Raw genomic sequence first — 4714 nt, 5'->3', positions numbered from 1 at the left:
CTGCAGATGGTGCGCAACATCCCGSMKCTGGCGCTGATCCCGCTGGTGATCCTGTGGTTCGGCATCGACGAGACGGCCAAGCTGTTCCTGATCTCGGTGTCGGTGTTCTTCCCGATCTATCTCAACACCTTCCATGGCATCCGCAACGTCGACCCGCAGCTGATCGAGATGGGGCGCACCTACGGGCTGACGCGCTGGCACCTCTACAAGGAGGTGATCCTGCCCGGCGCGATGTCGTCGATCCTGGTCGGCCTGCGCTTCTCGCTCGGCCTCATGTGGGTCATCCTGATCGTGGCCGAAACCATCTCGGCGCAGTCGGGCATCGGCTACTTGACGATGAACGCGCGCGAATTCCTGCAGACCGACATCGTGCTGGTTGGCATCCTGCTGTACGCGCTGCTCGGCAAGCTGGCCGACCTGCTGGCGCGCGGGCTCGAACGCGGATGGCTGCGCTGGCATCCGGCTTATGGAGCCGCGAAATGAGCGGCGGCGTGCGGCTCGACATCCGCGGCCTGTCGAAGCGCTATGGCGAGCGCGAAGTGCTGCGCAACACGCAGCTGAGCATCGAACCCGGCCAGTTCATCGCCATCGTGGGGCGCAGCGGCTGCGGCAAGAGCACGCTGCTGCGACTGGTCGCGGGCCTCGAGCAGGCCTCCGAAGGTTCGCTCTCCACCGACGGCAAGGCCGTCGACGGACTGCACGACGACACCCGGATCATGTTCCAGGAGGCACGCCTGCTGCCATGGCGCCGGGTGATCGACAACGTCGCGCTGGGCCTGCCCGAAGCAGACCGCGCCCGCGGCAGGGAGGTGCTGGCGCAGGTCGGCCTGGCCGAGCGCAGCGGCGAATGGCCGGCGCGCCTGTCGGGCGGACAGCGTCAGCGGGTCGCATTGGCCCGGGCGCTGGTGCACCAGCCGCGGCTGCTGCTGCTCGACGAGCCGCTGGGTGCGCTCGACGCGCTGACGCGGATCGAGATGCACCGCCTGATCGAAAGCCTGTGGCTGCGCCATCGCTTCACGGCGCTGCTGGTCACGCACGACGTGCAGGAGGCGGTGGCGCTGGCCGATCGCGTGGTCCTGATCGAGGACGGCCGGATCGCGTTGGACGAGAACATCGCGCTCGCCAGGCCGCGCTCCCAGGGCGACCCGGCCTTTGCGGCAATCGAGAAACGCATCCTCGACCGCGTGCTGCAGAAGCCCGACGCCGCCGAGTCCGAGCCTGCCAACGACACCCGCTGGACCGACGGTCCGGCGCATGTGCTGCGCTGGGCCGTGTGAGTTCAAGATTTTTTTCCAACCGTAAGGAGTTTCCATGTCCATCCAGGCCATCAATGTGCGCAACCAGTTCAAGGGCAAGGTACGCGAGATCATCCGCGGCGACGTCGTCTCCGAAGTCGACGTCGAAACCGCTTGGGGCATCGTGACCTCGGTCATCACCACGCGCTCGGTCGACGAGCTGCAGCTCAAGCCCGGCTCTGACGTCGTTGCGTTGGTGAAGTCGACGGAGGTGTCGATCGCGAAGCTGTGAGCCGGCACTTAACCCCGGCGCGGTGGGGTTTTGTACGATGGTGCATGGTCGGTGCCCGGCCTCACCCTCGAAGGAAGCTCCATGCCCCCACTGGATGTCAGCGACATCGTCCGCGCCCTGCACCTTGCCCGTGACGAGTGGCGCGATTCGCAGCAGCGCTCGCGCGAGCCCGGCAGCCGCGAGTTCCCCTCGCGCGAGGCGCTGGCCGGGATCGTCGAATCGCTCAAGGGCGCGCTGTTCCCGATGCGCCTCGGGCCGCCCGAGCTTCGGCACGACAGCGAGGATTTCTATGTCGGCTACACGCTCGATTCGGCACTGCAATCGCTGCGGGCCCAGGCCCGGCTCGAGCTGCTCTACACGGCACGCCATCAGCCGCGCACGTCCGAGGACATCGAGGCGGAAGCGGCCACTGCAGTGCAGCAGTTCGCGACTGCGCTGCCCTCGATCCGGCGCCTGCTCGACGGCGACGTGCTGGCGGCTTTCCAGGGCGATCCGGCGGCGCGCAGCGTCGACGAGGTGCTGCTCTGCTACCCGGGCATCCTGGCCATGATCCACCACCGCCTTGGCCATCAGCTCTATGGGCTCGGCCTGCCGCTGTTGGCGCGCATCGTGGCCGAACTGGCGCACGGGCAGACCGGCATCGACATCCACCCGGGCGCTAAGATCGACGCCGGCTTCTTCATGGATCACGGCACGGGCGTGGTGATCGGCGAGACGGCCGTGATCGGCAAGCGGGTGCGCATCTACCAGGCCGTGACGCTCGGCGCCAAGCGTTTTCCGACCGATGCCGACGGCAACCTGCAGAAGGGCTTGCCGCGCCACCCGGTGGTGGAGGACGACGTCGTGATCTACGCCGGCGCGACCATTCTCGGGCGGGTCACGCTGGGCAAGGGCGCGACCATCGGCGGCAATGTCTGGATCACCGACGACGTGCCTCCCGGCGCCAATGTGTCGCAGGCCAGCCTGCAGAACGCGCCGCAGCGGCGCCGTGGCTGAGCTATCGTTTCCTTTTCCTCAACCCCTCTCAAGGAGTCTTCATGGCCCAGAAAAAGATTGCCGTCGTCATCGGCAGCCTGCGCAAGGATTCGCTGAACCGCAAGCTCGCGCTCGCGATCGCCCATCTCGCACCCGAGGACTTCACCTTCGAGCATGTGCGCATCGACGACCTGCCGCTCTACAACCAGGACGATGACGGCAACCAGGCGCCTGTGGTCAAGCGACTGAAGACCGAGGTCGCCGCGGCCGACGGCCTGCTGTTCATCACGCCCGAGTACAACCGCTCAATTCCGGGCGTTCTCAAGAACGCGATCGACAACGCCTCGCGGCCCTATGGCCAGAGCGCCTGGGCCGGCAAACCGGCGGGCGTGGTCGGCGTGTCGGTCGGCGCCGTCGGCACCGCCGTCGCGCAACAGCATTTGCGCGGCATCCTGGCCTACCTGGATGTGCCGACGCTCGGCCAGCCTGAAGTCTTCCTGCAGAACAAGGAAGGCCTGTTCGACGACAAGGGCCACATTGCTGAAGGCAGCAAGAAGTTCCTGCAGGGCTGGGTCGACAAGTACGTGGCCTGGATCAACACCCACACCGGCAAGTAAGAATGCGAAAGGGGTGGCCCGCTCGATGCGGACCGCCCCCTTTTTTCGATCGGACGCGCAAGGCGTCCGCTTCGCGGTCAGGCCGCCAGTGCGGCCTGGTCCTGGTTCGCGGCCTTGCCGGTCGTCGCGACAGCGATATCGGCCCGCGCAGCGGTCAGCGCGGCAGCCTTGGCTGCGTCGCCCATCGCCACGCCTTCGGCGCGCACGATGCGCACGTCGGTGATGCCGAAGAAGCCGAACACCACCTTGAGGTAGCTTTCCTGGTGTTCCATCGCCTGGCCGCCTTCGCTGGTCGAATACATGCCGCCGCGGGTCGAGGCCACGATCACAGTCTTGCCGCCGGCCAGGCCGACCGGGCCCTTGTCGGTGTACTTGAAGGTGCGGCCGATCTGCGCCAAGCGGTCGATCCAGGCCTTGAGCTGGGTCGGGACCGTAAAGTTGTAGAGCGGAGCGCCCACGACGATCACGTCGGCAGCCAGGAACTGGCTCACGAGGCGCTCGGAGACTTCGTTCTCGCGGCGTTGCGCTTCGGTCGGCTCTGCCTGGACACCGACCTTGATGCCCAGCGCATCGGCGCTGAAATGGTTGGGGGTGTCCACCGCGAGGTCGAGGTAGTCGACGGTCGTGTTCGGATGGGCGCGGCGCCAGTCGACCACGATTTCGGCGGTGAGTTGGCGGGAGATGGAATTGCTTGCGAGGACGCTGGAATCGACGTGCAGGAGTTTCATGATCAATGCTTTCTTTGAAAGCGCCGGCACTGAAATCGGTCGGCGTGGGATGAATTCTATTTTTGTGGCGATTGATTGATAAGCCTGCAAAAATGGCTTAGTTCGTTCCAAAAATAGGACAATGACGCGATGCAAGATCTCAACGACATGGTGTTCTTTGCCGAAGTGGCCGAGCGAGGGGGCTTCGCGGCCGCCAGCCGGGCGCTCGGCATCCCGAAGTCCCGCCTGTCGCGCCGTGTGGCCGACCTCGAAGCGCAGCTCGGCGTCCAGTTGATGCAGCGCAGCACCCGGCGTTTGTCGCTGACGCCGGCAGGCGAGATCTATCTCAAGCACTGCGCCGCGATGCGCGACGCCGCGCAGGCGGCGTCCGAGGCGGTGGCGCAGATCCAGACCGAGCCGAGCGGTACCGTGCGGCTGAGTTGTCCCGTGACGCTGGCGCACAGCAGCGTCGGCCCGCTGTTGCCCGAGTTCATGCGGCGCTATCCGCAGGTCCGGGTCGAGATGCGGGTTCTGAACCGACCGGTCGACCCGGTCGAGGAGGGCGTCGACCTGGCCCTTCGCGTGCGTCCGACGATCGAGGACAGCGCCACGCTGGTGGCCAAGAATTTCGGTGGCAGCCGCGGCATCCTGGTGGCCAGCCCCGACCTGCTGCAGCGCCAGGGGCCGGTCTCGACGCCGGCGGAACTCGGCAGACTCGACTCCGTCGCCATGTCGACCGGCGATGGCCGCGCGAACTGGCGGCTCGAAGGTCCCGGCGGCAAGGTGGTGGTCCACACCCACGCACCGCGCTATGTCGCCGACGACCTTCTGACGCTCAAGTTCGCAGTGGTCCAGGGCATCGGGTCGTCGGTGCTGCCGGACTACATG

At 66.5% G+C, this 4714-nt stretch carries 7 protein-coding genes; 6 read left to right on the top strand and 1 reads right to left on the bottom strand.

Going from position 1 to position 4714, the window contains the following annotated elements:
* From AC1DY5_RS42535 to AC1DY5_RS42515, 5 genes are all read left to right on the top strand, one after another.
* A partial coding sequence (locus AC1DY5_RS42535; protein WP_478120442.1) for an ABC transporter permease subunit occupies window positions 1-483 on the top strand: 483 nt, incomplete at its 5' end.
* Window positions 444-1277: an ATP-binding cassette domain-containing protein gene (locus AC1DY5_RS42530; protein ID WP_478120441.1), complete on the top strand. Its 834-nt coding sequence runs from the start codon at window positions 444-446 to the stop codon at window positions 1275-1277. The genes AC1DY5_RS42535 and AC1DY5_RS42530, both read left to right, overlap by 40 nt.
* Before the next feature lie 34 nt (window positions 1278-1311).
* On the top strand, window positions 1312-1527 hold the full coding sequence (locus tag AC1DY5_RS42525) for a TOBE domain-containing protein (RefSeq protein ID WP_028250350.1): 216 nt from the start codon (window positions 1312-1314) through the stop codon (window positions 1525-1527).
* 81 nt (window positions 1528-1608) lie between these two features.
* Complete coding sequence (epsC, locus tag AC1DY5_RS42520) at window positions 1609-2523, top strand: serine O-acetyltransferase EpsC (RefSeq protein WP_478120440.1); 915 nt, start codon at window positions 1609-1611, stop codon at window positions 2521-2523.
* 41 nt (window positions 2524-2564) lie between these two features.
* Window positions 2565-3119: an NADPH-dependent FMN reductase gene (locus AC1DY5_RS42515; RefSeq protein WP_478120439.1), complete on the top strand. Its 555-nt coding sequence runs from the start codon at window positions 2565-2567 to the stop codon at window positions 3117-3119.
* Between the two features lie 77 nt (window positions 3120-3196).
* Here the strand turns inward: AC1DY5_RS42515 and AC1DY5_RS42510 are convergent, their stop codons facing one another.
* Window positions 3197-3847: an FMN-dependent NADH-azoreductase gene (locus tag AC1DY5_RS42510; protein WP_478120438.1), complete on the bottom strand. Its 651-nt coding sequence runs from the start codon at window positions 3845-3847 to the stop codon at window positions 3197-3199.
* Window positions 3848-3976: 129 nt separating this feature from the next.
* On the opposite strand from AC1DY5_RS42510, the gene AC1DY5_RS42505 reads away from it, so the two are divergent.
* The coding region (locus tag AC1DY5_RS42505; RefSeq protein WP_478120437.1) for a LysR substrate-binding domain-containing protein at window positions 3977-4714 on the top strand (738 nt) is incomplete at its 3' end.

The organism is Variovorax sp. P4_D9 (genome assembly GCF_056401695.1).
Note: the sequence above shows the minus strand (reverse complement) of the source record. Positions and strands in the feature narration are given on the sequence as shown.